27 protein-coding genes are annotated in these 25432 nt (G+C 65.4%); 10 read left to right on the top strand and 17 right to left on the bottom strand.

What is annotated here, in order from left to right:
- Positions 1 to 33 precede the first annotated feature (33 nt).
- The gene (locus tag MKAN_RS17485) at positions 34 to 792 is read left to right on the top strand and encodes an SDR family NAD(P)-dependent oxidoreductase (RefSeq protein WP_023370407.1); all 759 of its coding nucleotides are present in this window, start codon (positions 34 to 36) and stop codon (positions 790 to 792) included.
- Here MKAN_RS17485 and MKAN_RS17480 read toward each other — a convergent pair.
- Positions 770 to 2035 (bottom strand): L,D-transpeptidase, encoded by a 1266-nt coding sequence (locus tag MKAN_RS17480; RefSeq protein WP_023370405.1) that lies wholly within the window; start codon positions 2033 to 2035, stop codon positions 770 to 772. The genes MKAN_RS17485 and MKAN_RS17480 overlap by 23 nt on opposite strands.
- Before the next feature lie 151 nt (positions 2036 to 2186).
- Positions 2187 to 3299 carry a UDP-N-acetylmuramate dehydrogenase gene (locus MKAN_RS17475; protein WP_023370403.1) on the bottom strand — a complete coding sequence of 371 codons (1113 nt, stop codon included), beginning with the start codon at positions 3297 to 3299 and terminating at the stop codon, positions 2187 to 2189.
- Between the two features lie 26 nt (positions 3300 to 3325).
- On the opposite strand from MKAN_RS17475, the gene MKAN_RS17470 reads away from it, so the two are divergent.
- Genes MKAN_RS17470 through MKAN_RS17460 form a run of 3 tightly spaced genes read left to right on the top strand, consistent with a single transcriptional unit; the run spans position 3326 to position 5777 of the window.
- Complete coding sequence (locus tag MKAN_RS17470; protein ID WP_023370401.1) at positions 3326 to 3850, top strand: DUF2505 domain-containing protein; 525 nt, start codon at positions 3326 to 3328, stop codon at positions 3848 to 3850.
- 41 nt (positions 3851 to 3891) lie between these two features.
- A complete protein-coding gene (locus MKAN_RS17465) occupies positions 3892 to 4722 on the top strand; it encodes a carbon-nitrogen hydrolase family protein (protein ID WP_023370399.1) in 831 nt (276 codons plus the stop codon).
- Positions 4719 to 5777: an LmeA family phospholipid-binding protein gene (locus MKAN_RS17460; RefSeq protein ID WP_036394705.1), complete on the top strand. Its 1059-nt coding sequence runs from the start codon at positions 4719 to 4721 to the stop codon at positions 5775 to 5777. Before MKAN_RS17465 ends, MKAN_RS17460 begins: the two co-directional genes overlap by 4 nt.
- Positions 5778 to 5783: 6 nt before the next feature.
- Here the strand turns inward: MKAN_RS17460 and deoC are convergent, their stop codons facing one another.
- From deoC to MKAN_RS17430, 6 genes are all read right to left on the bottom strand, one after another.
- Entirely contained in the window at positions 5784 to 6473 is a 690-nt protein-coding gene (gene deoC / locus MKAN_RS17455) for a deoxyribose-phosphate aldolase (protein WP_023370395.1), read from the bottom strand.
- Complete coding sequence (locus MKAN_RS17450; RefSeq protein ID WP_023370393.1) at positions 6473 to 6913, bottom strand: DUF2599 domain-containing protein; 441 nt, start codon at positions 6911 to 6913, stop codon at positions 6473 to 6475. Before MKAN_RS17450 ends, deoC begins: the two co-directional genes overlap by 1 nt.
- 4 nt (positions 6914 to 6917) lie before the next feature.
- A complete protein-coding gene (locus MKAN_RS17445; RefSeq protein ID WP_023370391.1) occupies positions 6918 to 7205 on the bottom strand; it encodes a DUF2516 family protein in 288 nt (95 codons plus the stop codon).
- A 173-nt stretch (positions 7206 to 7378) separates the two neighbouring features.
- A complete protein-coding gene (hbhA, locus tag MKAN_RS17440; RefSeq protein ID WP_036394795.1) occupies positions 7379 to 7993 on the bottom strand; it encodes a heparin-binding hemagglutinin HbhA in 615 nt (204 codons plus the stop codon).
- A 297-nt stretch (positions 7994 to 8290) separates the two neighbouring features.
- Positions 8291 to 8707, bottom strand: a complete 417-nt coding sequence (locus tag MKAN_RS17435; RefSeq protein ID WP_023370387.1) for a helix-turn-helix domain-containing protein — start codon at positions 8705 to 8707, stop codon at positions 8291 to 8293.
- Between the two features lie 84 nt (positions 8708 to 8791).
- On the bottom strand, positions 8792 to 10153 hold the full coding sequence (locus MKAN_RS17430) for a DUF445 domain-containing protein (protein WP_036394794.1): 1362 nt from the start codon (positions 10151 to 10153) through the stop codon (positions 8792 to 8794).
- Between the two features lie 145 nt (positions 10154 to 10298).
- Here MKAN_RS17430 and MKAN_RS17425 point away from each other — a divergent pair, with 145 nt between their 5' ends.
- Together MKAN_RS17425 and pcaA are read left to right on the top strand one after the other, a co-directional pair.
- Entirely contained in the window at positions 10299 to 11006 is a 708-nt protein-coding gene (locus MKAN_RS17425; RefSeq protein WP_023370383.1) for a TetR/AcrR family transcriptional regulator, read from the top strand.
- 167 nt (positions 11007 to 11173) lie between these two features.
- Complete coding sequence (gene pcaA / locus MKAN_RS17420; RefSeq protein ID WP_023370381.1) at positions 11174 to 12037, top strand: cyclopropane mycolic acid synthase PcaA; 864 nt, start codon at positions 11174 to 11176, stop codon at positions 12035 to 12037.
- Positions 12038 to 12074: 37 nt separating this feature from the next.
- On the opposite strand, the gene MKAN_RS17415 is transcribed toward pcaA, so the two are convergent.
- The 3 genes from MKAN_RS17415 to MKAN_RS17405 all read right to left on the bottom strand — a co-directional run bounded on the left by MKAN_RS17415 (position 12075) and on the right by MKAN_RS17405 (position 15504).
- Positions 12075 to 12938, bottom strand: coding sequence for a 3-hydroxybutyryl-CoA dehydrogenase (locus tag MKAN_RS17415; protein WP_023370379.1), 864 nt, complete (start codon positions 12936 to 12938; stop codon positions 12075 to 12077).
- A gap of 210 nt (positions 12939 to 13148) precedes the next feature.
- Positions 13149 to 14435, bottom strand: coding sequence for an isocitrate lyase (gene aceA, locus MKAN_RS17410; RefSeq protein WP_023370377.1), 1287 nt, complete (start codon positions 14433 to 14435; stop codon positions 13149 to 13151).
- A gap of 274 nt (positions 14436 to 14709) precedes the next feature.
- Entirely contained in the window at positions 14710 to 15504 is a 795-nt protein-coding gene (locus tag MKAN_RS17405; RefSeq protein ID WP_023370375.1) for an acyl-[acyl-carrier-protein] thioesterase, read from the bottom strand.
- A gap of 163 nt (positions 15505 to 15667) precedes the next feature.
- On the opposite strand from MKAN_RS17405, the gene ramB reads away from it, so the two are divergent.
- Together ramB and MKAN_RS17395 are read left to right on the top strand one after the other, a co-directional pair.
- Positions 15668 to 17092, top strand: coding sequence for an acetate metabolism transcriptional regulator RamB (ramB, locus tag MKAN_RS17400; RefSeq protein ID WP_023370373.1), 1425 nt, complete (start codon positions 15668 to 15670; stop codon positions 17090 to 17092).
- Positions 17089 to 17655 carry a carboxymuconolactone decarboxylase family protein gene (locus tag MKAN_RS17395; protein WP_023370371.1) on the top strand — a complete coding sequence of 189 codons (567 nt, stop codon included), beginning with the start codon at positions 17089 to 17091 and terminating at the stop codon, positions 17653 to 17655. The genes ramB and MKAN_RS17395 overlap by 4 nt, the downstream gene beginning before the upstream one ends.
- Positions 17656 to 17659: 4 nt before the next feature.
- Here MKAN_RS17395 and MKAN_RS17390 read toward each other — a convergent pair whose 3' ends face one another.
- A complete protein-coding gene (locus MKAN_RS17390) occupies positions 17660 to 17935 on the bottom strand; it encodes a hypothetical protein (RefSeq protein ID WP_023370369.1) in 276 nt (91 codons plus the stop codon).
- Between the two features lie 8 nt (positions 17936 to 17943).
- A complete protein-coding gene (gene lpdA / locus MKAN_RS17385) occupies positions 17944 to 19338 on the bottom strand; it encodes a dihydrolipoyl dehydrogenase (RefSeq protein ID WP_023370367.1) in 1395 nt (464 codons plus the stop codon).
- A 410-nt stretch (positions 19339 to 19748) separates the two neighbouring features.
- Here lpdA and MKAN_RS17380 point away from each other — a divergent pair, with 410 nt between their 5' ends.
- Both MKAN_RS17380 and MKAN_RS17375 read left to right on the top strand, forming a co-directional pair.
- Positions 19749 to 20492 carry a hypothetical protein gene (locus MKAN_RS17380; RefSeq protein ID WP_036394702.1) on the top strand — a complete coding sequence of 248 codons (744 nt, stop codon included), beginning with the start codon at positions 19749 to 19751 and terminating at the stop codon, positions 20490 to 20492.
- 753 nt (positions 20493 to 21245) lie between these two features.
- Positions 21246 to 22538, top strand: coding sequence for a PPE domain-containing protein (locus MKAN_RS17375; RefSeq protein ID WP_023370361.1), 1293 nt, complete (start codon positions 21246 to 21248; stop codon positions 22536 to 22538).
- Here MKAN_RS17375 and MKAN_RS17370 read toward each other — a convergent pair.
- The 4 genes from MKAN_RS17370 to exaC are packed head-to-tail and all read right to left on the bottom strand — an operon-like array spanning position 22535 to position 25404.
- Positions 22535 to 23101, bottom strand: a complete 567-nt coding sequence (locus MKAN_RS17370) for a hypothetical protein (RefSeq protein ID WP_023370359.1) — start codon at positions 23099 to 23101, stop codon at positions 22535 to 22537. The two genes, MKAN_RS17375 and MKAN_RS17370, sit on opposite strands and share 4 nt — an antisense overlap.
- Entirely contained in the window at positions 23094 to 23372 is a 279-nt protein-coding gene (locus MKAN_RS17365; protein WP_036394789.1) for a putative holin, read from the bottom strand. Before MKAN_RS17365 ends, MKAN_RS17370 begins: the two co-directional genes overlap by 8 nt.
- Positions 23373 to 23392: 20 nt before the next feature.
- Positions 23393 to 23881, bottom strand: a complete 489-nt coding sequence (locus MKAN_RS17360; protein ID WP_023370355.1) for a DUF779 domain-containing protein — start codon at positions 23879 to 23881, stop codon at positions 23393 to 23395.
- The gene (gene exaC / locus MKAN_RS17355; RefSeq protein WP_023370353.1) at positions 23881 to 25404 is read right to left on the bottom strand and encodes an acetaldehyde dehydrogenase ExaC; all 1524 of its coding nucleotides are present in this window, start codon (positions 25402 to 25404) and stop codon (positions 23881 to 23883) included. The genes MKAN_RS17360 and exaC overlap by 1 nt, the downstream gene beginning before the upstream one ends.
- Between the last annotated feature and the right edge of the window lie 28 nt (positions 25405 to 25432).

Below are 25432 nucleotides of genomic sequence, written 5' to 3'. Positions count from 1 at the left end.
CGAAAATTTAGCACGTTTATTAGAGTGGTCCCGATGACAACTCCCGACGCGCCGAACCGGGTTGCGGTGGTTACCGGCGCCAGCTCCGGTATCGGCGAAGCAACCGCAAAAAACCTTGCGGCACAAGGGTTTCATGTGGTCGCGGTGGCACGTCGCGCGGACCGGATCAGCGACCTGGCGGACCAGATCGGCGGCACCGCGGTTGTGGCCGACATCACGGACGACGCGGCCGTGGCGGCGCTGGCCGCGGGACTGAGCCGGGTCGATGTACTGGTCAACAACGCAGGTGGCGCAAAGGGCCTGGAGCTCGTCGCCGACGCCGACCTGCAGCACTGGCGCTGGATGTGGGAGACGAACGTGCTGGGTACGCTGCGAGTGACCCGCGCGCTGCTGCCCAAGTTGATCGAATCGGGCGACGGGCTGATCGTCACCGTCACTTCCATTGCGGCACTTGAGGTTTACGACGGTGGTGCCGGTTACACGGCCGCCAAGCACGCCCAAGGCGCGTTACACCGCACATTACGAGGGGAGCTGCTGGGAAAGCCGGTCCGGCTTACCGAGATCGCCCCCGGCGCGGTCGAGACGGAGTTCTCGCTGGTCCGCTTCGACGGTGACCGGCAACGCGCGGACGCCGTCTACTCCGGCATGACGCCGCTGGTGGCCGCCGACATCGCCGAGGTGATCGGGTTCGTGGCCTCGCGGCCGTCGCACGTCAATCTGGACCAGATCATCATCCGTCCGCGCGATCAGGCCTCAGCGACGCGCCGGGCTAACCACCCGGGCCCGCGCTAGGTTCCGGCGTGCCGGACAAGCTGGGCGCGGTCGACGGTGTGGCCGGCGCGGTGACCGGGATCTGCGTTCCCGGGGGGCGTGAGGTCGGGCGTGGCAGCGCCGACATCGATACCCAGGTGTCCCAGTCCACGGCCCAGTCCCAGATGTCGCCGTCGGCGTAGGACAGCTGGATCGAGCTGCCGGTCACCTCGACCGGGTCACCGTAGATCGCGGTTTGGAAGTACTGCTCGGCGTCGCCGGTCGACAGGTTGATGCAGCCGTTGGTGACGTTGCTGTTGCCCTGCGCGCCCGCGCTGGCCGGGTTCGCGTGAATGAACTCGCCGTTGTTGGAGATGCGCACAGCCCAGCGTTCGTGCACGTTGCTGTAGCCGGCCGCCGGGTTGGACATGTAGAAGTCCGCGTATTTCTCGGTCACCACGTGGATCCCGTTGCGAGTGACGTTGCGCGCCTTGTCGGCTTCGCCGTAGCTGCACGGGAAGTCCATGATGACGCCCTCGTCGGTGACGACCTGGATGCGGTGCGAGGTGACTTCGGCCTTGACCACCTGCCGCCGGCCGATCTGGATGTTCAACGAGAAATCCTGCGCGCCATAGGCGCCGTCGCCGAACGGCAGCCCGTACAGCTTCGCGTCGACGTTGACGGTGGTGCCCGCCGGGTAGTAATCGCGGGGACGCCAGTGCACCCGAGCGCCCTTCGCCTCGTCCGGCAGCCAGGCCCAGCTGCCCTCGACGGGCGGGTTGGTGGTCACCGTGAGCGCCCGCTCGACCGAAGCCTTGTCGCTGATCGGCGCGTCGAACTGGATGATGATCGGCGCCGCGATCCCGACGGTCTGACCGTCGGCCAACTGGAAGCCGCCGTCGATCTTCTTCTTGGGCGTGACGGTGGTGAATTTGCCGGCGACCGGAATGGCCTTGCCGTCATGGCCGACGGCCGCGCCGCTCCAGCTGTAGGTGGTGTCGTAACCCAGCGGCTCGGTGATGGTGAACACCGTGCGGTCCTGATTGTAGGTGCCGGCAACGAGCTTGCCGGACGGGTTGGTCAGCGCTACTCGCTGGAACCAGCCGTCGCCGACCTCGACGCTGATCGGGGTGATCGGCAACACGTCGTCGGCGGCATCGGCCGGCCGGAACGTCAGATGGGGCGCGGCCGGCGGCTTCTTCTCGGATTGCCTGGTGACCCCGCCCGCGCAGGCGGCCAGCACATTGGGCGCCAGCACCCCGGCCCCCAGTGCCATCAAAGCCATGCGCCGGTTGATCGGCCCTGGACTTTGGGGGAAGTTGGAGGTGGTCACGGGAATCAAAGATACCGGGCCAAACCGTCCAGAACCGGCTGCAAGCCCCGACGAACCCGCCACGGCAACGGCGCGGCGCGCGTATCGGACACGAAAGTAGCAGCTACAACCGGCAACCGATCAGGATCGGTTCGGGTTCCAATGTGATACCAAACACATCACGGACGCCGTCGCGGACCATGCGGGCCAGTAGCATCACGTCGGCCGCCGTCGCGGTTCCCCGGTTGGTCAACGCCAGCGCGTGCTTGGTGGACAGCCGGCACGGGGCGGCCTGCCCGGTGAGGGCGGGATCCGGATACCCCTTGCCGAACCCGGCGTGCTCGACCAGCCAGCCCGCGGCCAGCTTGACACCGCCCGGCGCCGGATAGTGCGGCACCGGACCGTTCTCCGCCGCCGCCAGCCGTTCGTAGACGTCCGGTGCGACCACCGGGTTGGTGAAAAACGACCCCACGCTCCAGGTGTCATGGTCGGTCGGGTCGAGCACCATGCCCTTGCGCGCCCGCAGTGCCAGGACGGCCGCGCGGACAGCTTGCGGGTCGGCACGCTCGCCGCTGGCCACACCTAGCGCCGCGGTCAGTTCGCCGTAGCGCAATGGCGCGCTGCGGCCCGAGGCATCCAGCGCGAACTCCACCTCCAGCACCACGGCCGGCAACCGCAGCCCGTCAGCCTGCTTGAGCACGCTGGTGCGGTAGCCGAAGCCCAGCGCGGCACCCGGTACCCAGTCCACCTGGCCACTGCTACGGTCCAGCAGCCGTACCCGGCTGATGACGTCGGAGACTTCCACCCCGTACGCCCCGACGTTCTGCACCGGCGTCGCACCGGCCGATCCGGGTATCCCCGACAGACATTCCAACCCGCCCAGACGGTGGTCGATGGCCTTGCGCACCACGTCATCCCATACCGCGCCCGCCTCGGCGCGCACCAGGTTGCCGTCGACCGTGATGCCGGCATTGGCCAGCCGCACCACGGTCAGGTCGGCCACGGCATCGCCGATCACCACATTGGATCCGCCAGCAAACACCAGCACCGGCCCACCGTTGTCGGCTCGGACCTCGGCGTCCAGCTGGCGCAACACCGCTACCACCTGATCACTGGTGGCGCAGGTGATTACGCGCCGCGCCACGGGTCCCACCCGCAACGTCGTCAAGGCAGCCAGCGGCACCGACTCCTCGACGCGCGCGCCGGCAAAGCGTGCACCGACTGCGCTCCATTTCATTGCCCGTAACGGTAGCCTGACCAGCTATGCCGCGTTCATTCGACATGTCGGCCGACTATGAAGGCAGCGTCGAAGATGTTCACCGGGTTTTCCACGATGAGGAGTACTGGCGGGCCAGGCTGGCGGAAACCCCGGTCGACATTGCGACCCTGCACTCGATGCGCGTAGGTGGTCAGTCCGGAACCGAGGGCACGATCGAGGTGGTCACGCTGCAGACCGTGCACCGGCACAACCTCCCGGGTTTGGTCACCCAGTTGCATCGGGGCGACCTCTGCGTGCGGCGCGAGGAAATGTGGAGCCCGGTGACCGATGGCATCGCCACGGCATCCATCGCCGGATCGATCGTCGACGCTCCGGCCAACCTGTGGGGCACCGCGGTGCTGGCTCCCAACGCCGACTCGGGCTGCGCCCGGTTGTCGCTGCAGGTCACCATCCAGGTTCGTATTCCGCTGATCGGCGGCAAGCTGGAGAGCATCATCGGCAGCGAACTGCGCCAGCTGGTGACGCTGGAGCAACGCTTCACCACACAGTGGATCGCCAACAACGCCTAGCCACCCCAGCGCGAGTATCGGCGGCTCTTAAGCTGGCCAGTATGCGGATCGCGTTGGCGCAAATACTCAGCGGCACCGACCCGGCAGCGAACCTGCTCCTGGTGCGCGAGTACACCGGCCGGGCTGCCGACGCCGGCGCCGAGCTGGTGGTGTTTCCCGAAGCAACGATGTGCCGGTTCGGTGTGCCGCTGGCACCGATCGCCGAACCCCTCGACGGCCCCTGGGCCAGCGGTGTGCGCCGGATCGCGACCGAGGCCGGCATCACCGTGGTCGCGGGCATGTTCACCCCCGCCGATGCCGGGCGGGTGATGAACACCCTGGTCGCAGCCGGTCCGGGGAGGCCGAATCAGCCCGACGCGCACTACCACAAGATTCATCTCTACGACGCGTTCGGCTTTACCGAGTCGCGTACCGTCGCCCCGGGACACGAGCCGGTGGTGATCACGGTCAACGATGTGCGGGTAGGTTTGACCGTTTGCTACGACATCCGCTTCCCGGAGCTCTACACCGAGCTGGCCCGGCGCGGCGCTTCGCTGATCGCCGTCTGCGCGTCCTGGGGTTCGGGTCCTGGCAAACTCGACCAGTGGACATTGCTGGCCCGGGCCAGGGCGCTGGACTCCACGAGCTACGTCGCTGCGGCGGGTCAAGCCGACCCGGGCGGCAGGCTCACCAGTTCGGGTGCGCCCACCGGCGTGGGCGGCAGCCTGGTCGCTTCGCCGTTCGGGCAGGTGGTGGCGTCGGCCGGCGCCGAGCCGCAGCTCCTGGTCGCCGATATCGATGTCGAGAACGTGACAGCGGCCCGCGACAGTATCGCCGTGCTGCGCAACCACTCAGACTTCGTTCATATTGATAGGGCACAATCGCGTAGGTGACGAACCCGCAAGGGCCACCCAATGAGGGCCCGTCGACATGGTCGCGTCCCAGCAATCCAGGTCCCCTCAGCCGGCCCCCAGCGCCCACAGATCCCTCCGGCGGGCAATTGCGTCCCGGTGCTGCCCCGGCCCAGGACCCGGCCACTCAGGCCGGACCCGGGGCCGGCCAGGCAACCCAGCCGACGGAGCACTTGGCTGCGGCCAATGCCGATGCACAGCGACCCGGGCCACCGCCGGCGGCCGGGGCCGCCGCCAGGACCACTCCGATTGCCAAGCCGCAAGACGACGCCGAATCGGCAGCACCCAAGCGGAAACGCCGCTGGCGTCGGGATCCGTTGTCGATCTTCCTCATCCTGATCATCGTGTTTTCGCTGGTCGTCGCGGGGCTGATCGGAGCCGAGCTGTACGTCCGTCATGAAGCCAACAGCAAGATCGCCGAAGCGGTGGCATGTGAGGTCAAGGACAAGGCCAGCGCTTCCTTCGGTGTGGCCCCGTTGGTCTTGTGGCAGCTCGCGACCAAGCATTTCACCAACATCACGGCGGAGACGGCGGGCAACCAGGTTCGTGATGCCAAGGGCATGAAGCTGCAAATCAACATTCGGGACGTCCAGCTCAGAGACACCCCCAACTCCCAGGGCACGGTGGGTGCGCTCGATGCCACCGTCACGTGGACGTCTGAGGGCATCAAGGAATCGTTCCAGAACGCGATACCGGTGCTGGGTCCGTTCGTTTCCAACACCGTGACGACCCACCCCAGAGACGGCACTGTCGAAATGAAGGGCTTTCTCGACAACATCGTGGTCAAGCCGCGGGTGACGGGCAACCAGCTGCAGCTGCCGATCGAAACTTTCAACGCACTCGGCTTCACGCTACCCAAGGAGTCGGTGCAATCGATGATCGACGACTTCTTCAGCAAGCTGACCAAAGATTTCCCGTTGGGTATTCATTGGGACAGTGTGCAGGTCACCGATACCGGTGTGGTTGCTCACCTATCGACCCGCAACGCCACCATCCCCGCCGGCGGCGAGCAGGATCCCTGTTTCGCCAACCTCTGAGGCCCGTCAGTCGGGGCTGAGCCCATCGAGAACCGAACGGGTTCCGGACAGGCCCAGTCGGGTGGCACCGGCGCGCAGCATGGCGACGGCCTCGGCGGCGGTGCGGATGCCGCCACTGGCCTTGACCCCCAGACGACCGCCGACGGTATCGGCCATCAGCGCGACGGCGGCCACCGTCGCCCCGCCCCCGGGATGAAACCCCGTCGATGTCTTGACGAAGTCGGCGCCGGCGCCTTCGGCGACCCGACACACGGCTCTCAGCAGGTGCTCCCCGGCCCGGTCCAACAGCACCGCCGACTCGACGATGACCTTCAGCACGGCCCCGGCTGTCGCGGCGCGCACCGCCTCGATATCCGTCCGCACCGCATCCAGGTCTCCGGCAAGCGCAGCGCCGATGTCGATCACCATGTCGATCTCGACTGCTCCCGACGCGACGGCCAGCGCCGCCTCGTGCGCCTTGACCGCTGACAGGTGCTTGCCCGACGGGAAACCCGTCACCGCCGCGATCCGCACGCCACCGGCGCCGAGCGCGGTGCGCGCAGCCGGCACCATCGATGGCGAGACGCACACCGCATAAACGCCCAGCTCAGCGGCTTCTCCGACCAGTGCCGCCACATCGGCAGCGGTCGCCTCGGGCTTGAGTAGCGTGTGGTCGACCAACGCCGCCAGCTGCCGCCGGGTCGGCGGGCCCGCCATCAGAACTGCTCTTCGACGCCACCCGGATTGCACCCGGAGGCGAGCATCTGCTCGTCGTCGACGACCGGCCGCCACGGCTCGAGGTTCCAGCTGATCTTCCCGGGTTCTGCGACCTCGGCCAGCTGCCAGTGACAATCGAACTGTGCCCGCATGCCGGGGGTGTCGGCGTCGGGGGCCAAGCCGAGTACCTCCGCCCAGGCCTCGTCGGCGTCTGCGGCGCTGCTGCCGGGGTCGCGGGAAGCCGCGCGACCGGATGGCGTCGGGTAGACCCGCAGGCTGCTCAGGCGCCCCGAATATGCCCATTGGGTGTGGTCGACGAACGGCGGCGAATATATCGGGCCCGACGGGTCGGCGACTCCGCCACCGGAGCCGGCTTCGGCGGGAACAGCGCACAGCACGCCGACAAGCACCGCTGCCGGCGCGGCCAACAGGGCTTTCATCCGGTCAGCGGGACTTACCCTGGATTTCCAGAAGCTTGGGCCGCACGTCGACCAGATAGACGCCGGCCGCGCAGGCGGCGATTGCCATCCCGAGCACGCCGAAGACGAAACCGAGGATGGAGGTCAACGCCACCGCCGCCCCAAGGATCACCAACCACACCGGCTTGGTCAGCTTGTCTGCGGCGGTATAGGCGTCTGGCCGCTGCAGCGCCGCATGCACGAAGGCATACACCGCCGTCACCAGGACGGCGATCTGCAAGACCAACATGACGGTACCCACGAGGTGGCTCACGCCTAAAGAGTATGCGGGCACCGCCCAAAACGTCGACTCCGAGTCGCCCCATGGGCGACTCGGCCCCACAAAAACGTCGACTCCGAGTCGCCCCATGGGCGACTCGGCCCCACAAAAACGTCGACTCCGAGTCGCCCCATGGGCGACTCGGAGTCGAGCCGAGGGTCGCCGACTTACTTTTGGGTGACCTTCTTGGCCGGAGCCTTCTTGGCAGGCGCCTTCTTGGCCGGAGCCGCCTTCTTGGCCGCAGCCGGGGCCTTCTTCGCCGGAGCCTTCTTACCGGACTCCGCCTTCTTCGGCAGCTCGATGCCGACCAGCTTGGCAGCACGCTCACCGACGGCGCGGGTCTGCGAAGCGACGGTGCCCAGCGCCTCCTGGGTCAGCTCGACAGCCTGGTCCACATAGCCCTCGGCACGCGCCGACGCATCTTCGAAGACCGGCTGGCTGCGCAGCCGCTCCAGGGCGGCCTCGCCGCGCTGGACCAATTCGTTGTACCGGTTGGTGGCAGCATCGAGGTAGCCCTCGGCAGCCTTGCGCAGCTCCTCGGCGGTGAAACGCTCACGGAGTTCGCTGAACTGCTCGGGAAGGTCCTCCTGCAGCTTGGTCAGGCGGGCACGACTCTCCTCGACGCGGGCCTCGACGCGGGTGCGAGTATCCGTGCGCGTCTCTTCGGCACGCTCGCGCAGGTTGGCGATCAAGTCGTTGACGGTGGCCAGAGCCAGGTCGGCGGCACCAAGTGCGGCGAGCAACGGAGCCCGCAGGTCCTCGATGTTCGGGTTTTCAGCCATGGTGTTTCCTTTCATCAATTGTTTCGTTATCGGTGTTATTGCATCGTGATATGAAGTTGGAGCAAGCGTCGGCTCCTCTGGCGGAGTAGTCAAGACCCGCGGATTGACCTGGCACGCGACTTGCTGAAGACCTCCTGATGTGTCGGGTCGGTTGGTGATCGAGTTCGTCGTTGTCCGGGCCGCTATCGGGTCGGTCAGACGGCTTGCCTGAAACAGAATTCCCCGTCCCTGTTGGGTTGCCCGCCGGCTGTCGATCTAGACCTCACCTGACGTCGGATCTGACGGCCGACAAGCTGATCAATCGTCAATGTCGGATGGGCTCGAACACTCCTCACGGGTGGCTTCGTTCTGATGGGTGAACGCGGCGTAGATATCCAGCAGAATCTGCTTTTGACGCTCGGTGATCGCGGTGTCGGTGATGATCGCGTCACGGACTTGGCTGGTCTCGCTGGGCTCGAGAATCCCGGCCCGCACATAAAGAACCTCGGCGGATACCCGCAGCGCCTTTGCAATCTGGGCCAGGACGTCTGCCGACGGCTTACGCAGGCCACGCTCGACCTGGCTCAGGTAGGGATTGCTGACCCCGGACCGTTCGGCAAGTTGCCGCATCGAGACCTGCGCCGTTTCGCGTTGTGTCCGGATGAAGCTGCCGATGTCGGAGGCTCTGGAAGTCACGCTGGACACCTTCGCGCCGAATTTCTCCTCCGGCGGCATTGGTGCGCTCCTTACCTGCTGTTTGATCTTGACTCACTCAGGTTACGGACAGGTGCTTGCTTTTGCAAGCGCTTGTTAGCACCCCTAGAAGAACAGCTGGGCGATGGCGTAGATGGCCAGCCCTGCCAACGCGCCTACCACGGTGCCATTGATCCGAATAAATTGCAGGTCGCGGCCCACGTGTAATTCGATTCGCCGACTGGCTTCCTCGGCGTCCCAACGTTCGATCGTGTCGGTGATGATCGCTGTGATCTCCACCCCATATTGCGATACCAGGTGTTGGGCGGCTCGAAGCATCCAGTCGTCGACCTTGTCGCGCAGCTCGGCGTCGTCGCGCAGTGATTCGCCGACTCGGATCACGGTGCCGGCGATCCGGGTGCGCAAACTGCTGGACGGGTCGTCGACGCCCTCGAGCACGAGCCGTTTGAGCGTCTTCCATGCCGCTGCGGCGGCGTTGGCGACCTCATCGCGCGCCATCAGCTGCTCTTTGACCGCATCGGCGCGCGCGATGGTGGCCGGGTCGTTTTGCAGGTCGTCGGCGAACTCGAACAGAAAGCGCGTCGCTGACCGGCGTAGTTCGTGATCGGGATTACGGCGGACTTTGTCGGTGAAGTCCATCAATTCGCGATGGATACGGTCGCCGACCAGATGGTCGATGAATCGCGGCGACCAGGTCGGCGAATCGCGTTCCACCACCCGCTGAATAACCACCCCGGCATTCAGCGACCATTGAAATGCGCGGTCGGCCAGCAGCTGGATCATCGCCTCCTGCCGGTTCTCGGACAGCACCGTCTGCAGCATCCGTCCCACCGGGGGGCCCCACTGCGGCTCGGCGATGCGGCGCATGATCATGCGGTCGATCAGCTGATGGATCTCGTCGTCGTTGAGCAGCTCCACCAGCACCCGCAGCACCGTGGCAGTCTCGGCGGCCACCCGACGGGCGTGCGCGGGATCCGACAGCCACTTCCCCAGCCGGCTGGGCACTTGCGCGTCGCGCAGTTTGGTCTCGACCACCGGTCCGGACAGGAAGTTCTCCCGGACGAAGGTGCCCAGGCCCTCGCCCAGCTGGTCTTTCTTGCGCTTGATGATGGCGGTATGCGGGATCGGAATGCCGAGCGGATGCTTGAACAACGCAGTGACCGCGAACCAGTCGGCAAGCGCGCCCACCATGCCGGCCTCCGCGGCCGCGCCGACGTAGCCAACCCACAGCGGCGCGGCGCCGTCCGCCTGCGCCCACCTGCAGGCGAGAAACACGACCGTGGCGCCAAGCAGAAAACTCAACGCCACCAATTTCATCCGCCGCAGCGCCCGCCGGCGCTCGGCGTCCGCCTCGGGATCGGCTCCGGCGAACGATTCCGCCAGGGACGGCCGGCGCACCCCGGCCGCCGGCGTGCTCACCTCAAGCCTCGGCGGCGAACCCGACGCGTCGACTCTGTGTGCCACCACACCATCATCCGCCATGGCCGCGACCAGTTAGCCAGTTAGTGTGACGGCACTCTTCCCGGGCTTCACCCACAGGTAGCCGATGAGCCGTATGAGCCCCCGCACGCCGTAGTATCGACTGCGTCTAGTGAATGGGAATCGGCGGAGAGTGACAGAGCATATCCCGGCCCCAACGGGCAAGACGGATGGGCGCAAGCGGCGCTGGCACCAGCACAAGGTGGAGCGGCGCAACGAACTCGTTGACGGGACAATCGAGGCCATACGTGTCCGCGGCCGCTTCCTGAGTATGGACGAGATCGCGGCGGAGATCGGTGTTTCCAAGACGGTGCTCTACCGCTACTTCGTCGACAAAAATGACCTGACGACCGCGGTGATGATGCGCTTCGCACAGACCACGTTGATTCCCAATATGGCCGCGGCGCTGTCATCCAACCTCGACGGCTACGATCTGACCCGCGAAGTCATCCGGGTGTATGTGGAAACGGTGGCGTCCGAGCCCGAGCCGTACCGGTTCGTGATGGCCAACAGCTCGGCCAGCAAGAGCAAGGTGATCGCGGACTCCGAGCGGATCATTGCCCGCATGATCGCGGTGATGCTGCGCCGCCGCATGCAAGAGGTGGGGATGGACACCGGCGGGGTGGAACCCTGGGCGTATCTGATCGTCGGTGGCGTTCAACTGGCCACCCACTCCTGGATGTCGGCCCCACGGATGACCAGCGACGAGCTGATCGACTATCTCACGATGCTGAGCTGGAGTGCGCTGTGCGGGATCGTGGAGGCCGGCGGGTCGCTGGAAAAGTTCCGTGAGCAGCCACATCCGTCGCCAATCGTGCCGCCAAGGCAGCCGCTGGAATAGGCTGCTCCGGCAGGACGCGGCGCGGCCGAGGGTAGCAGTGCGGACCCTGTGGCGGCTGCCGCGGAAGTTGCAGGCTGCTCGCAGCGGCTAACATGCTTGAGGGGCATCCAGGGGGGAGACCAGGGTGCGCTGAGCCACGCCCTGCGAAGCAGAAAGGCCCGACCGCTATGTCCGTGCAGCTCACGCCGCATTTCGGAAACGTACAAGCCCACTACGACCTATCTGACGACTTCTTCCGGCTGTTTCTGGACCCCACCCAGACCTACAGCTGCGCATACTTCGAGCGCGACGACATGACGCTGGAAGAGGCGCAGCTGGCAAAGATCGACCTGTCGCTGGGAAAGCTCAAGCTCGAGCCGGGGATGACGTTGTTGGACATCGGCTGCGGCTGGGGCGCGACCATGCGGCGAGCCATCGAAAAGTACGACGTCAATGTCGTCGGCCTGACATTGTCCGAGAACCAGGCGACCCACGTCCAGCAGATGTTCGACAAACTGGACACCCCCCGCACCAGGCGGGTGTTGCTGGAAGGGTGGGAAAAATTCCACGAGCCAGTCGACCGGATCGTCTCGATCGGCGCTTTCGAGCACTTCGGTCGTCAGCGCTACCCACGCTTTTTCAAGATGGCCTACAACGTACTGCCCTCCGACGGCGTGATGCTGCTGCACACCATCGCTCGTCCCACCTTCAAAGACGCTCGAGCGCGGGGGCTGACCCTGACCCACGAAATAGTGCACTTCACTCAGTTCATCCTGGCCGAGATCTTCCCCGGCGGCTGGCTGCCAACGATCCCAACGGTCGAAGAGCACGCCACCACGGCCGGTTTCAAGGTCACCCGGGTTCAGTCGTTGCAGCTGCACTACGCAAAGACTCTGGACACCTGGGCAGCGGCGTTGGAAGCCAACCGGGAAAAGGCGATCGCGATCCAGTCCGAGAAGGTCTACAACCGCTACATGAAGTACCTCACGGGTTGCGCGAAACTGTTCCGCGAGGGCTACACCGACGTCGACCAGTTCACGTTGGAGAAGTAGCGTCGCCGCCCGGCACCGGGGTGCCGGTGCCGGCCGGTCAATAGGTGTAGAAACCCCGACCGGATTTCTTGCCCAGTTGGCCTGCCTCGACCATCCGCAGCAACAGCGGCGGCGGCCCGTACAGCGGCTCCTTGAACTCCTCGAACATCTTGTCGGCGATCAGCTTCAGCGTGTCCAGGCCGACGAGGTCGGACAGGCGCAATGGCCCCATCGGGTGGGACAGCCCGGCAACGACGGCCTTGTCGACGTCTTCGACCGTGGCGAACCCGGCTTCGACCATCCGGATCGCCGCCAAGAGATAGGGCACCAGAAGCGCGTTCACCACAAACCCGGATCGGTCGGAGCAGCGCACCACCTGCTTACCCAGGACGGTGCCGGCAAACTCCTCGGTGCGCGTTGCGGCGGCCTCGTCGGTGACCAGTGTGGTGACCAACTCGACCAGCGGCAGCACCGGGACCGGATTGAAGAAATGCAGACCCAACACCCGCTGCGGGTTCTTCGTGGCCGCGGCGATTCTCATGATCGGGATGCTGGAGGTGTTGGAGGCCAGCACCGCGGCGGGATCGGTGACGACGCGGTCGAGTTCGGCGAAGATCGCGGCCTTGACGGCTTCGTCCTCGACCACGGCCTCGATCACCAGTTGCCGGTCGGCCAGGTCATTCATGTCGGTAGTGAAGGTCAAGTTGCTCAGCGCACGGTCCCGCTCACGCTCGGTCACCTTGCCCGCACTGACGCCTCGCTCCAGCGACTTCACGATGCGGTTGCGTCCCGCGGTGACCAGCGCTTCAGTCGTCTCGAACACCGTCACTTCGACGCCCGCGCGTACCGAGACCTCGGCGATGCCGGACCCCATCTGCCCGGCCCCGACCACCCCTACCCGCTGGATCGCTGCGTCGCTCACTGTTCTCTCTTTCGAATCGGATTGTCCTGCACCGCAGTAGGCCCCGCCCAGGTTGGCTGGGCGGGACCTATGCTGTCAACTTCTCCCGCGAGCAGACGCAGACTCGCATCAACTGTGCGCTAGGCGTGCGACTCTGCGTCTGCTCGGCGAGCGATCAGTGACCCGAGCCTTCGGATTCACTTGCTCGTCGCGGGCTGCACCCGCTCCTCGTCAGTGAAACTGGCCCTCTTCGGTCGAACCGGCCAGTGCCGTAGTCGACGATGTCGGGTCCACCGTGGTCGCGATCCGGTCGAAGTAGCCGGCACCGACCTCGCGCTGGTGCTTGGTGGCGGTGTAGCCCCGCTCCTCGGCGGCGAACTCGCGCTCCTGCAGCTCGACATAGGCGCTCATCTGGTTGCGGGCGTAGCCGTACGCCAGGTCGAACATCGAGTAGTTGAGCGCGTGGAAACCGGCCAGCGTGATGAACTGGAACTTGAAGCCCATGGCACCCAGCTCCTTCTGGAACTTGGCGATGGTGGCGTCGTCGAGGTGCTTCTTCCAGTTGAACGACGGCGAGCAGTTGTAGGCCAGCAGCTGGTCGGGGTATTCGGCCTTGACACCCTCGGCGAACTTCTTGGCCAGCTCCAGGTCCGGGGTACCGGTCTCCATCCAGATCAGGTCGGAGAACGGCGCGTAGGCCTTGGCACGGGCGATGCAGGGCTCCAGGCCGTTCTTGATCCGGTAGAAGCCCTCGGCGGTGCGCTCTCCGGTGATGAACGGGCGGTCGCGCTCGTCGACGTCGGAGGTGATCAGCGTGGCCGCCTCGGCGTCGGTGCGGGCGATGACGACCGTCGGGACACCGGCGACGTCGGCCGCCAGCCGCGCCGAGGTCAGCGTGCGGATGTGCTGCTGGGTGGGGATCAGCACCTTGCCACCGAGGTGGCCGCACTTCTTCTCCGAGGCCAGCTGGTCCTCCCAGTGGGTGCCGGCCACACCCGCGGCGATCATGGCCTTCTGCAGCTCGTAGACGTTGAGCGCGCCGCCGAAGCCGGCCTCACCGTCGGCGACGATCGGCACCAGCCAGTTGTCCACGGAACGGTCGTTTTCGACCTTGGCGATCTCGTCGGCGCGCAGCAGCGCGTTGTTGATGCGACGGACGACCTGCGGCACCGAGTTGGCCGGGTACAGGCTCTGGTCGGGGTAGGTGTGACCCGACAGGTTGGCGTCGCCGGCGACCTGCCAGCCCGACAAATAGATGGCCTTCAGGCCGGCGCGCACCTGCTGGACGGCCATGTTGCCGGTCAGCGCGCCCAGCGCGTTGACGAAGTCCATCTCGTGCAACTGCTCCCAGAGCACCTCGGCGCCGCGCCGGGCGAGGGTGTGCTCCTCGACGACGTGGCCTTGCAGGGCGACGACATCCTGAGGGGTGTAGGTGCGGGTGATGCCCTGCCACCGGGGGTTGTGGTCCCAATCGTGCTGGATCTGCTCAGCGCTCTTCGGGGTGCCAACCACAGACATTGGACTGCTCCTAACGGTCACTTAATTTGCTGGACTGCTGAGACCACAGCGCGACCCCGACGGTGCGGAGGGCTCAACTTCACTGGTGTGCTAATTCGACCATGGCACAGCCAGCTAACCTGGTCTACCCGTTTCATTTGCCAAGTTCAGCAATGACTTTCGGCGATTTTGCTAATTTTGCGAAGTCGCAGATGAACTGAACCGTTACAGAACCTACCCGTCAGTAACGGCAAAGCCGCAGGTCAACAGGTGGATTTCCGGTAACGGACCGGCCTTAGCGGGCGAAGATGGCCGCAACGGCTTTGGTCTCGTCGCCAACCGCATATGTGAGCGTTGTAACAGTTCGGTCGGCCAGGCCGGAGCCGAACTGCTCGGTCGAACCGGGCGGATGAACGTGCGAGATGATCTCCAGTTTGTCGCCCAGCGCCACTGGCGCCTCGTGCTCGATGGTCACCCGTAGCGGGCCTTGCATCAGCTCGGTATGACCAGCCAGGTAGTCCTCGATCACGCTCCAGTACACCGAGTTGTTCATGTGGTCGAACAAGTCGATGTCGGTGACCCGGACCGGAAACTCGTGGATTTCGGTGGCGTCATCACGGCTGCCGGGCTTGAGGTAGCCCTTCCACCGCAGCCGGTCAACGGAGGTGGTCTTGTGCAGGCCCGCCAGGAAGTCGTCGGCGATGCGCGCCGGCATCTCGGTTTCCCGGTTGACGTGGATCCAGAACGCCTCGGACTCGATCAGCCCGCCCTTGCGCCCGTCGATACGAACGCGCATTTCACACCACCGGTTGGAGGTTCCCGAACACCAGCGCCGACACCGCAGCATGTCCTGGAACTCGATCGGCCGGATCATGTCCACCATGGTGCGCCGGACTATCCACAGCGGGTGGGTCTCCTCGAAACCCATCTCGCGCAACTGGTCCTGGCCGATGTCCTGGATGTGCCGGCACGCCGCATCCAGCCGCAACCGGCCGGTGCGGTCGATGTCGCCGACACGCAGTGGCCACTCGCGGTCGAACACGCTGGGGTGACCGTCCGGCACCGGCATCAATTCTTTGTCCAGGCTCACGGCTCTACTCCCCGTTCCCTCCTCGTGCGAACCCCAGGTTTACCCTGAGAGCCTGATGCGAATCATGCCAACGACGCGTTGAAAACACCAATCGGAACACCCACCGCCGCGGATATGCGAACTCTGCGAAACATGGCTTCGCACGGCCGGTACGCTCATTGAAGTGTCCAAGACGTTCGTCGGCTCCCGGGTCCGCCAGCTGCGGAGCGAGCGCGGGTTCAGCCAGGCGGCGCTGGCCCAGATGCTCGAGATCTCGCCGAGCTACCTCAACCAGATCGAGCACGACGTCCGCCCGCTGACGGTGGCGGTGCTGCTCCGGATCACCGAGGTGTTCGGGGTGGACGCGACCTTCTTCGCCTCCCAGGACGACACCCGGCTGGTCGCCGAGTTGCGGGAGGTCACCCTGGACCGCGACCTGGATATCGACGTGGACCCGACCGAGGTCGCCGAAATGGTCGGTGCACACCCGGCCCTGGCGCGGGCGATGGTCAATCTGCACCGGCGTTACCGCATCACCACCGCGCAGCTGGCCGCCGCCACCGAGGAGCGGTTTTCCGACGGTAGTGGCACCGGGTCGATCACCATGCCGCACGAGGAAGTGCGTGACTACTTCTACCAGCGCCAGAATTACCTGCACGAGCTGGACACCGCCGCCGAGGACCTGACGGTCCAGATGCGGATGCACCACGGAGACCTGGGCAGCGAGTTGACGCGCCGGCTCACCGAGGTCCACGGCGTGCATATCAACAAGCGAATCGACCTCGGCGACGGCGTGCTGCACCGCTACGACCCCGCGTCCAAGACGCTGGAGATCAGCAATCACCTCGCCCCCGGTCAGCAATTGTTCAAGATGGCCGCCGAGCTGGCGTACCTCGAATTCGGCGACCTGATCGACACCCTGGTCGAAGAGGGCAAGTTCACCAGCGACGAGTCGCACACACTGGCCCGGCTGGGGCTGGCCAATTACTTCGCGGCGGCCGCGGTGCTGCCCTACCGCCAATTCCACGACGTCGCCGAGAATTTCCGCTACGACGTCGAGCGCCTGTCGGCGTTCTACTCGGTGAGCTACGAGACCATCGCACACCGGCTGTCGACGCTGCAACGGCCGTCGATGCGTGGCGTGCCATTCTCCTTCATCCGCGTCGACCGGGCCGGCAACATGTCGAAACGCCAGTCCGCCACGGGTTTTCACTTCTCCTCCAGCGGCGGCACCTGTCCGCTGTGGAACGTCTACGAGACGTTCGCCAATCCGGGCAAGATCCTGGTGCAGATCGCCCAGATGCCCGACGGGCGCAACTACATGTGGGTGGCCCGTACCGTGGAACGACGTGCCGCCCGGTATGGTCAGCCCGGTAAAACCTTCGCGATCGGACTGGGTTGCGAACTTCGCCACGCGCACCGACTCGTCTACTCGGAAGGACTCGACTTGTCCGGGGATCCGAACACCACCGCAACACCGATCGGCGCGGGTTGCCGGGTATGCGAACGCGACAATTGTCCGCAGCGGGCCTTCCCCGCGCTGGGCCGCGCGCTCGACCTCGACGAGCATCGCAGTACGGTGTCGCCCTACCTGGTCAAGCAGCCATGACCGGGGACCAGGTCGCCCGCATCCCGTCGGGCCGGTTGCGCCAGCTGGGACCGGTCAACTGGGTCCTCGCAAAGCTGGGAGCCCGTGCGGTCCGAGCGCCGGAGATGCACCTGTTCACCACGCTGGGCTACCGCCAGTCGCTGTTCTGGGCCTGGCTGATCTACGGCGGCCGGCTGCTGCGCGGACGGCTGCCCCGCATCGACACCGAGCTGGTGATTCTGCGGGTGGCACATTTGCGATCGTGCGAATACGAGCTGCAGCACCATCGCCGGATGGCGCGCGCCGCGGGGCTGGATGCGCAGACCCAGGCCACGATCTTCGCGTGGCCGGACGTTCCGGGGGGCGACGGGCCCCGGAAGGTACTCAGCGCGCGGCAGCAGGCGTTGTTGAAGGCGACCGACGAGTTGATCAAGGACCGGTCGATCACCACCGAAACCTGGCAGCAGCTGGCGACCCACCTCAAACAGCGGCAGCTGATCGAATTCTGCATGCTCGCAACGCAATACGACGGGCTCGCGGCGACGATAACGGCGCTCAACATTCCGTTGGACAACCCGCGCTAGCGGTTTAGAGGTAGATGTCGGCCAGCACGGCCAACGTCAGCACCACCGGCAGAATCGGCAGGCCGAACACGAAGGCCGCCCACAGGTGGTTACTGCGCCAGCGCAGCAGCAAGCCGCCCAGCACGGCACAAACAGCCAGCACACCCGACAGCATCAGCACCGCCACGCTCCAGCTGCTCACCGTGGTGAGGTCTTCGCCGATCGAAATGGCAACCAGCCACAGCACATAGCCGGTGGCCACACCGCCGATGCCGCCCAGGAGGGTCTCGGTGCGAATCATCGGGTGGCTCAGAAGTTGATCATGTGCCCGGTCAGACCGTGGAAGCATTCCTGCAGCGCCTCCGACATGGTCGGGTGTGTGTGGACGTTGCGGGCCAGCTCGGTGGCCGTCAGATCCCACTTTTGCGCCAGGGTGAGCTCGGGCAACAGCTCGGACACGTCGTGGCCGATCAGGTGCCCACCCAGCAGCTCGCCGTGTTTGGCGTCGGCCACCAGCTTGACGAAACCGCTGGGGTCGCCCAGGCCGTGCGCCTTGCCGTTGGCGGTGAACGGGAATTTCGCCACCACGACGTCGTAACCCTCGTCGCGGGCCTGCTGCTCGGTGAGCCCGAAGCTGGCGACCTGAGGCTGGCAGAACGTCGCACGCGGCAACATCCGGTAGTCACCTAGCGCCAGAGTCTCTGCGCCGGCGATGGTTTCGGCTGCGACGACGCCCATGGCCTCGGCGACATGGGCCAGCATCAGCTGTCCGGTGACATCACCGATGGCGTAGATGTGCGAAACGCTGGTCTGCATGTATTCGCCGATGCCGATGGCCTTGCGGTCGGTCAGCGCGACCCCGGCCTTGTCCAGCCCGTAGCCGTCGACGTTGGGCGCAAAACCGATGGCCTGCAATACTTTCTCGGCCTTGAGTTCCTCGGATTTGCCGTCCTTGCTCACCACCACGACGACCTCGGAGCCGTTGTCGGAGATCGACTCGCACTTGGTTCCGGTGAGAATCTTGACGCCCAGCTTCTTGAACTGTTTCTCGATCTCCTTGGACACCTCGGCGTCTTCGTTGGGCAGTGCCCGCGGTAAGAATTCGACGATGGTCACGTCGACGCCGTAGTTCTTGAGCACGTAGCCGAACTCCATGCCGATGGCTCCGGCTCCGGCGATGATGATCGACTTCGGTAACTCCCGGGACAGGATTTGTTCCTCGTAGGTCACCACGTTGGCCGACAGCGACGTGCCGGGCACCAGCCGGGTACTGCTGCCGGTGGCGATGATGGCGTTGTCGAAGGTCACCGTGTCGGTTCCGCCCTCGTTCAGTTCGACCGAGAGCGTGTTGGCGTCGGTGAACCTGCCGTAGCCATGGATCTCGGTGATCTTGTTCTTCTTCATCAGGAAATGCACCCCGGCAACGCGGCCCTCGGCCACCTTCCGGCTGCGGTCGAAGGCGACGCCGTAGTCGAAGGTGGCGTCGCCACCGATCCCAAAAGTCTTGGCGTCCTTGGTGAAGATGTGCACGAGTTCGGCGTTGCGCAGCAACGCCTTGGACGGGATACAGCCGACGTTGAGGCAGACGCCGCCCCAGTACTTGGATTCGACGATTGCGGTGTTCAGACCGAGCTGCGCGCAACGAATGGCGGCCACGTATCCGCCCGGACCGGCCCCGAGGACGACGACGTCATAGTGAGTCACGGGCACTACCCTAACGGCTGCAATGCCCGGACCGGGACGGAGTCAGGGCAGCCACGATGGCGATCACCACAGATCACCACAGCCGTTGACGCCACGACGGCGACCGGCATAGCCGGCACGATCCGCCCGGTGCGTGAGAACCGCGACGGAACGCGGGGCGACACCGTCGCCGGAAGACGTTGGAAATCGGCCGTGACGGTGCACCCGTCGCGGGTGACCCTGAACCGCGCCGTCCGATCGGCCTCGACGCTACTTAGTTCGTCGATTCGATCCGGCCCGACGCCCGCGACTCTAGAATTGACGCAATCGAAAGAAGTGGGCGTAATGGGGATTACCGAAATCCGAGAGCATCGTTTCGGCCGGCCCGATCACCGGTCTGGCCCGGGGACACCGGCACGACCACGGCCACGATGCTCGCCGTAAGCGAGCTGCCGCCGCGGTCGTTCACCACGATCGAACGATGTATTGCGACGCTGCCGCCCATTGAGGAGGTTTGGGCGACGCTGCCCGACGCCGTGGCGACGGCCCAACTGAAGCGACGTGAAAATCTGCTCGGTGTAGCGACACTTTCCTGTCCCGCGATCGAACTCCTACATCTCCTCGTTTCCAGTCTGGGTATTTTCCACACGATCATTCGCCATCCGCCCTCCGTGAAAGCCAGCACCAAGCAGACCCTGATGGCGGGCGGGCTCAACGGCAGCGTGCTGCTGGTCAACAAGACGATGACGGTGCGGCTGAACAACCAGCACTTTCTGTTCACCGGGGCGGGCGACTTCACCATCAATCGCCGGCTGTTACACCGCGTCGCCGGGGAACTGGGCCTTGCAAAACGTGCCGTGAAAGATTGCCGGATCAATCCGGCGGATTACTGCCCCGAATCCGAGCTGGGGCTATTGAAGGGCGTGGTCTCGCCTTTCTTCTCACCTGCGATATCACGGCCCACATTGCAAGGGGTCGTGCTCATTGCGCCCACCGAGGTGGACCGGGCCGAAGGGCACATGGTCGCGATATCGCTCTCGCCATTTGAAAGTCTGGTTGTGCGGCTCGGCGACTTGCCTGCATTGGTGCAGCACTACGCAGCGCGCGCATATCCCGACCTCAAAAGGACCACACTTGGTGCTGAACTCGGCGGGGCCGGGGGCCTTCGCGGATAACCGGCCATGCGCTGACTCCAGAATGGCAGTGCCGAAGATGACCGCGGGTCGCGATTCGCACCATCAGGTCGCTGCGTAGCCACATCCGCAACACCTCTGTCGGAGGTGACGCTCGCAGTGCCCAACCTAATGCGACAACCTCATTCGCAGCACGGGCGCGACCGAAACGGCGCTCACGGCTGGGCACATCGGGTGCCGACCGGCGCAGCGACAGGTGGGACAGTCGTGGTCAATACGACCGGCCCCCGGCGATGTATCCGCCCGGAGCGGCTCCGAGACGGCCACGCGATAGCGAGTCACGAACACTAGCTTGATGGCCTGGTACGCCGGGAGCTCAACTCCCTATTGCGGTAGCACCATACATTCGTACAGTATACTATACACCATACTAGCCGCCCATTCGTCGTGGCTAGTAACCCCCCACGGCAACGACAGCCCGGCGCGGTGATGGAGTAACGAAAAAGCAAATGGGAGTAGCGAAATGACATTTCCGTTGGGTCCCACGCCACCGACGGCTGTCGTTGGCGCGCCGGAGTCATGGCGTGCCGCGCGGCATGCCGCGTCCGCCGCTGCCGCGCCAGCGACTACCACACCGGCGACCCCAGCGGGGAATCCCATATCGCTGAGCATCCCGCAAGCCGCGGCGGGCGCCCACGAGCCGAGCCGCTCCCAAGCTGGCCCCCGTCAGCCCGCTCTTGGCAATCCCGCCAGTGACGCCGCGATGGCCGCGAACTCAGTCGCAGGTGCTACGAAATGACGACGCCGGGGTGGTCGGCTGCGCCACCGGAGGTGCATTCGGCATTACTGTGTGCGGGTCCGGGACCGGGTTCGTTGCTGGTCGCGGCGGAAACCTGGACAACGCTGAGTGCGGCGTACGCGTCGGTGGCCGAAGAATTGACTGCGGTGCTCGCCGGGATGCAAGCCGGCATGTGGGACGGTCCCACCGCGGAATGTTGCGTCGCTGCCTATGCACCGTATGCGGCGTGGTTGCTGCAAGCCAGCGCCGATAGTGCCCAAGCCGCTGCTGCCCACGAGGCCGCGGCAACGGCCTATGTGAGTGCCTTGGCGACGATGCCGACGTTGGCCGAGTTGGCGGCCAACCATGCCACCCATGCCGTGTTGGTGGCTACGAATTTCTTTGGCCTCAACACGATCCCGATCGCGCTCAATGAGGCCGACTATGTGCGGATGTGGGTCCAAGCCGCTACCACGATGAGCGTTTACGAAATGTCCACTGCCGCTCTCCTGTCATCCGTACCATGCACGAGTCCGGCACCGGTCATCGTCAAACCCGGAGCCGCTATCGCCGGCAACGTCGCCAGAGCCGCCGCCCTTCCCGACCCGATTGATAGATTATTGAATGAGCTACTGCTATTAATTGTGAGCGAATGGTTCAATAGCGTACTGGCGATCTTTGAGTCATTTTTGTTGATTTTATGGGGACCGGAATTCTTTATCAAAGCGCTTTGGTTCCTTTTGACTGGCCACTTTGGCGCCGCCCTTGTTTTGCTGGAGAATTATCTCCTAATCTGGTACTTTTTCCCTTTGTCATTGGCTTGGCAGGTACTGACAGATCCTCTCATCGTCGCAGGCGCGATCCTCGAATGGATTCTCGGCGGCGCCGGTTTCGGTCTTATTCCGGCTTTGTCGACGTCAGTTGCTGGGGGAATGGCGCTGTCGACGGCTACGTTGGCTGCTGCCGACTCGAGCGTGGCTGCGCTGACAGCCGCGCCGGCGGCGGGTGGGGCTGTTGGCACCCTGGGGCCGTTGGCGGGCGCATCGGCGGTATTGCCGCAAGCCCCGTTGGTATCGGCAGTAACGACCGGGGGCGCGCCGGGGATATCGGCCTCGGTGGCGGCTGCCGATCAGGGTGCTGCAGTGATGGGGTTTGCCGGGACCGTGCCCGCCGGCGCAGCGGTGCCGGCGGCCGGGTTGGCCACGATCGGCGGCGCCGAGTCGGCTGGTGGCGCGCGGGTTCCCATGCTGCCGACCGGTTGGGAGCCGGGGTCGCTCGACGCTGCGCACACCGTGCTCGCGAGCGTCTAATACGGGATGACTCCGACCAGACAGTGGCCTACCCGCTCGCAGTAGTAATAGCCGTACAGCGGTGCCGCCGCGGCGACGGAGGCAAACGGCCCCGACATCACCCCGATTGACAATGCCGCGATCATGGGCCGGCCCTGCACCATCGACAGAATCAAGCCGCCCACGGCGCACCCGACGACATAAACCAGGACGACAAAGACGGCCGCGGTCTTGTCCAGCGTGTGATACCACCAATAGAACAGACTCAGCCCGACCTCGGCCGCGCCGAACCACACGCCGAGAATGACGAGCAACAACTTCCACCACTTCAGGTACTGGTAGCGGCCGGGCACCTGCACCGGTGCGGCAGCCGGCTCGCCCGTCGACGCGTCGGTGGGTGCTTCCGCGACAGTCGGGCTGGACGACGGGCTTTCAGGTTCGTCCTTGGCCTGCGGCGCCGCGTCCGCCTTCTCGGCTGCGGCGGCCAACACGGGCAGCGGCTCCGAGCCGGTGTCGAAATCGGGCACGAACGGTGCCGTCCCCGGGTCCGAAACGTGATCTTGGTCAACCTCTTTGTCAGCCACCGCTTGCCACCTGGATTGCGGCAAGCACACCGAACCAGCCCGGCGCCAGCGCGAGGATGAAAGCGCCCAGCGTGGTCACCCAACGGCGCCCGGAAAACAGAATGATCGCCAGGCCGAGCACGCTGGGAATCCCGACCACCAGCGCAATGACCAGATCTGGCCGGATCGGAGTATGCACCAGCACGGTTCCGGCCACCCCCGCCAACAAGCCGACCGCGTTACCAACCAGCATGGCGCTCGTCAGCAGCCGCGCACGTGGAAGGGGAATCACGTTGTACGACCTTACTGCGGTCACGCCCCGGTGGCCCGGCACGCTCCCGGCGAGTTGTCGGCGACAACCTCACCTCGTACCGGCGGCCGCTCACCGCGCGCGTAAGCCAGGCCGGTGATCACCGGAATACCTTTGACCAGGGCCTTCTCCTCGTCGGTGAAGACCCGGCCGCGACTGAGAAAGCGCACGCCCTCGGGGGCTTCCAGGCTGAACCCGCTCCCGCGGCCCGGCACCACGTCGATCACCAGTTGGGTGTGCTGCTCGCGATATTGAGCCTGGTACTGCGGACCGGAGATCCATACCGGCACGCCCTCTTCCGTCACATCGAGCACGCCGAGCAGGACGTCGCGGTCACCGACGAGGAAGTCCCCGTGCGGGTAGCACATGGGCGACGACCCGTCGCAGCAGCCGCCGGACTGGTGAAACATCAGCGGACCGTGCTGCTCGTGCAGCCGGGCCAGCAACTCGGCGGCGGACGCGGTGATGACCACACCGGGCGGCGCAACCATCAGAACAACCCGAGCGCCTTGTCGCTGTAGGACACCATCAGGTTCTTGGTTTGCTGGTAGTGCTCGAGCGCCATCTTGTGGCACTCGCGGCCGAAGCCGGACAGCTTGTAGCCGCCGAACGCCGCATGCGGTGGATAGACGTGGTAGCAGTTGACCCACACCCGTCCGGCCTGGATGTCGCGCCCGGCCCGGTAGGCGGTATTGCCGTCGCGGCTCCACACGCCCGCGCCCAGACCATAGAGAGTGTCGTTGGCAATGCCGATCGCGTCGTCGTAGTCGGTGAAGGAGGCGACGGCGACGACCGGCCCGAAGATCTCCTCCTGGAAGATCCGCATCGCGTTGTTGCCGGCGAAAATCGTGGGCTGCAGGTAGAACCCGCCGGCCAGGTCACCTCCCAGGTCGGCGCGCTCGCCGCCGGTGATGACCTTGGCCCCATCTTCCTTGCCGATCTCGATGTAGGACAAGATCTTCTCGAGCTGATCGTTGGAGGCCTGCGAGCCCAGCATCGTCTCGGTGTTCAGCGGGTCACCTTGCCGAACCGCCTTGGTCCGGATCGCGGCCAGTTCCAGGAACTCGTCGTAGATGTCGGCCTGGATCAGGCTGCGCGACGGGCAGGTGCACACCTCGCCCTGGTTGAGGGCGAACATCGTGAAGCCCTCCAGCGCCTTGTCCTGGAAATCGTCATTGGCCGCCATCACGTCGGAGAAGAAGATGTTGGGGCTCTTGCCGCCGAGTTCCAGGGTGACCGGGATCAGGTTCTGGGAGGCATATTGCATGATCAGCCGACCGGTCGTGGTCTCCCCGGTGAAGGCCACCTTGGCGATCCGGTTGCTGGACGCCAGCGGTTTTCCCGCCTCGAAGCCGAATCCGTTGACCACGTTGACCACTCCCGGCGGCAGCAGGTCGGCGATCAGCGTCATCAGGTACAGCACCGAGGCCGGCGTCTGCTCGGCGGGTTTGAGCACCACCGCGTTGCCGGCCGCCAGCGCCGGCGCCAGTTTCCAGGCGCCCATCAGAATGGGGAAGTTCCACGGAATGATCTGACCGACCACGCCGAGCGGCTCGTGGAAGTGGTAGGCGACGGTGTCCTCGTCGATCTGGGAGAGGGTGCCCTCCTGGGCGCGGATCGCCGCGGCGAAATACCGGAAATGGTCGGCGGCTAGCGGGATGTCGGCGGCCAGCGCCTCCCTGACGGGTTTGCCGTTGTCCCACACTTCGGCCACGGCCAGAGCGGCCCGGTTCTCGTCGATGCGGTCGGCGATTTTGTTCAGGATCGCCGCCCGCGCGGCCGGCGCGGTCTTGGCCCATCCCGGCGCCGCGGCGTGCGCGGCGTCGAGCGCCTTGTCGACGTCGGCTTCGTCGGACCGCGCTATCTCGCAGAACGGCTGGCCGGTCACCGGCGTGAGATTTTCGAAGTAGCGGCCCTGGGCGGGTGCCATCCATTCGCCGCCGATGAAGTTCTCGTACCGGGATTCGTACGACATCAGCGCACCGGCGGAACCCGGACGTGCAAAGACGGTCATCTGCTCGGCTCCTCGTTAGCTCGTGTAA

It is taken from the genome of Mycobacterium kansasii ATCC 12478, from assembly GCF_000157895.3.
GTDB lineage: Bacteria > Actinomycetota > Actinomycetes > Mycobacteriales > Mycobacteriaceae > Mycobacterium > Mycobacterium kansasii.
Note: the sequence above shows the minus strand (reverse complement) of the source record. Positions and strands in the feature narration are given on the sequence as shown.